Here is a 2,945-nt window from a genome sequence, read left to right on the forward strand (position 1 = left end):
TGCTTTGGGATATCCGTTTGCCGCGGCTGATCATGGGCATCTGTGTCGGGGCCGCGCTGGCTGTGTCAGGCGCGGTGATGCAGGGGCTGTTTCGCAACCCGCTCGCGGATCCGGGTCTGCTTGGGGTAAGTGCGGGTGCCGGATTGGGCGCGATCGTGGCAATCGTTCTGGGCGGGCTGTTGCCGGTGGCTGTGCTCACCGTGGCGGGCTTTTGGCTGATCCCGCTGGCGGCCTTTCTGGGCGGATGGGCGGCAACCTTGCTGCTGTATCGCGTATCGACGCGGCGCGGGCGCACCTCTGTCGCGACGATGCTGCTGGCGGGCATTGCCTTGGGCGCGCTGACAGGGGCCTTGGGCGGGCTGCTGATCTATTTCGCCGATGACACCCAGCTGCGCGATCTGACGTTCTGGGGGCTCGGCTCGCTTGCCGGTGCCACATGGACCAAAGTCGCCATCGCGGGGACGCTGATCCTTCTGGCGACGGGTGTGGCAATGCGCTTGGGCAGCGGGCTGAATGCGCTCGCCTTCGGGGAGGCGACAGCCGCGCATATGGGGGTGCCGGTGCAGCGGGTAAAGCATACCGCCATCCTCACGGTCGCCGCCGCCACCGGTGCCGCGGTTGCCATGTCCGGCGGGATCGGTTTCGTCGGGATCGTCGTGCCCCATCTGTTGCGTCTTGCCACGGGGCCGGATCACGAACCCCTGCTTGTGAACGCTGCACTGCTGGGGGCCACGCTGTTGCTGACCGCCGATATCATCAGCCGCGTGATTATTGCACCCGCGGAACTGCCCATCGGGTTGATCACCGCCCTTCTGGGCGCACCGGTGTTTTTCTGGATCCTGTTGCGGCGCCGTGGGTTGGTGGACCTGTGATGCTGCGCGCCTGCGATATTATTACCCGTATCGGCAAGAAAGAGATTCTGCACGGGGTCGATTTTACCGCCAATGCCGGCGCGCTCACGGCGATTGTCGGGCCCAACGGGTCGGGCAAATCGACACTGCTTAGGGCGATCACGGCCGAGGTCGATTTCACCGGCCGCATTCTGCTGAACGGCGAAGACATCGCCGATCTGCACCCGTGGGAGCTTGCTGCGATGCGCGCGGTGCTGCCGCAGTCAGCCACGCTTGCGTTCCCCTTTACCGTGGCCGAGGTCGTGCGCATGGGGCTACGACGCGGCATATCTGGACACCGCGACGATATCCCCGCCCGCGCCCTGCATGCCGTCGGGCTAGAGGGCTACGCAGACAAGCTTTATCAAGAGCTTTCGGGCGGAGAGCAGCAACGCACGCAGCTGGCCCGCGTGCTTTGTCAGGTTTGGCATCCGGTGCAGAACGGCTTGCCCCGTTGGTTGCTGCTAGATGAACCCGTTGCCAGTCTGGATATCGGCCATCAGCTTATGGTGATGCGGCTTCTCAAAGATTTCGCCAATCGCGGCGGCGGCGTGGTCGCGGTCATGCATGATCTGAACCTGTCGGCCATGTTCGCTGATCACATGGCGATGATCAAAGACGGCCAGATCCTGAAGCACGGCACGCCCGCCGACGTGATGCAAAACGCCATACTGTCCCAAGCCTATGGTTGCACCCTGACCGTCAATACGCCCGCCGCAGCCGGTCAAAGCTATATCCTGCCACACGTCGCGCAGGAGCGTATGGGGTAGGGGCGGGCACCACGCCGGCGCGCTGACATATATATCGGTTGACGTGTGAGATTCGACAGACTGACGCAAATGTGACACTACACCTAGACACCAGCGTCTGACGGTCTATGTCAACCGACACACCGCACCAATCACCCAGGACAAACCATGCCGACACAGCCCACCGACAAGATGGCGACAGAGCTTTTGCATGTGCAAGAAGAACTGGCGGCAAAGAATGTTGAGGCGGATGCGCCCAAGAAGCGGTCGCAGCGGGCCTCGCATAGGTTGAACTTTCTCGAAGCGATGATGGAAACTGTGCCGGTCGGCGTCTTGATGGCGGATGCCGAGGGACAGATCATCTATGGCAACAGCCACGTCGAAAAGATGGTGCGCCATCCGGTTCTGCATTCTGATGATGTGGAAGCCTATGGCGAATGGGTGTCGTTTCACGAAGACGGGCGCCGGGTAGAGGGGCATGAATACCCACTGGCGCGGGTGATCCAGAACAAGGAAGATCACGTTGAAATTGACGTGAACTATCAACGTGGGGACGGGACGCGGTTCTGGATGCGCATCATTGGCGAGCCGGTACTGGACGGCGACGGTGAACGGATCGGCGCGACGGTCGCCCTGATCGACATCGACGAGGAACGCCGCTTGCGTGATGCTCAGAATATCCTGATTGCCGAACTGAACCACCGCGTGAAAAACGCCTTTAGCGTGGTGAAATCCATCGTCAGCCAGTCCTTGCGCAAGATGAGCATTCAACGCGGTATCCGCGAAACAATTGACCAACGGCTTAACGCCTATGCGACAGCCCACTCCAAACTGGTGGGCACCACATGGGACCGAGCTGCGATTGGTGCCGTGGCTGCCGATGTGCTCGACCCTATTGGCGGCGGTCGGATCACGTTGACAGGGCCGGAGGTAGAGGTGCCATCGCGCCAGGCGCTGTCCTTGTCGATGGCATTTTACGAACTGGCAACAAACGCGATGAAATACGGCGCCCTGTCGGTTCCTGACGGTGTTGTGAATTTATCTTGGGAACAAGGAAGTGCCGGCGAGGGTTCCCCCCTTGAACTCCACTGGGTGGAAAAAGGCGGCCCTGCCGCCGAGAAACCAAGTGAGACAGGTTTTGGTAGCTTCATCACAGGGCGTGCCCTCGAGGCGGAAACGGGCGGGAAAATCGATACGGTTTTCGGGCCAGATGGATATGAATGGCATTTGAAGATGCCGCAACAGACGGAAGAGCAGGCAGTAGAATGACAAATCAACCTCAGAATATTTTCATCGTCGAAGATGA

At 60.7% G+C, this 2,945-nt stretch carries 3 protein-coding genes; all 3 read left to right on the plus strand.

Features of this window, described 5'->3' with window-relative positions; translation table 11 throughout:
• The coding region (locus VOI29_RS23675; protein WP_323784246.1) for an iron ABC transporter permease at window positions 1-872 on the plus strand (872 nt) is incomplete at its 5' end.
• Window positions 872-1,660, plus strand: a complete 789-nt coding sequence (locus VOI29_RS23680; protein ID WP_037966959.1) for a heme ABC transporter ATP-binding protein — start codon at window positions 872-874, stop codon at window positions 1,658-1,660. The genes VOI29_RS23675 and VOI29_RS23680, both read left to right, overlap by 1 nt.
• Before the next feature lie 147 nt (window positions 1,661-1,807).
• Window positions 1,808-2,908 carry an HWE histidine kinase domain-containing protein gene (locus VOI29_RS23685; RefSeq protein WP_037966958.1) on the plus strand — a complete coding sequence of 367 codons (1,101 nt, stop codon included), beginning with the start codon at window positions 1,808-1,810 and terminating at the stop codon, window positions 2,906-2,908.
• The last annotated feature ends 37 nt before the right edge of the window (window positions 2,909-2,945 follow it).

Origin of the sequence: Leisingera sp. (genome assembly GCF_034669605.1) — a bacterium.
GTDB lineage: Bacteria > Pseudomonadota > Alphaproteobacteria > Rhodobacterales > Rhodobacteraceae > Leisingera.

What these genes read in the sequence shown, in the direction of transcription:
- VOI29_RS23680 (WP_037966959.1), top strand. Translation starts at nt 872, where the DNA reads ATGCTGCGCGCCTGCGATATTATTACCCGTATCGGCAAGAAAGAGATT.
- VOI29_RS23685 (WP_037966958.1), top strand. Translation starts at nt 1,808, where the DNA reads ATGCCGACACAGCCCACCGACAAGATGGCGACAGAGCTTTTGCATGTG.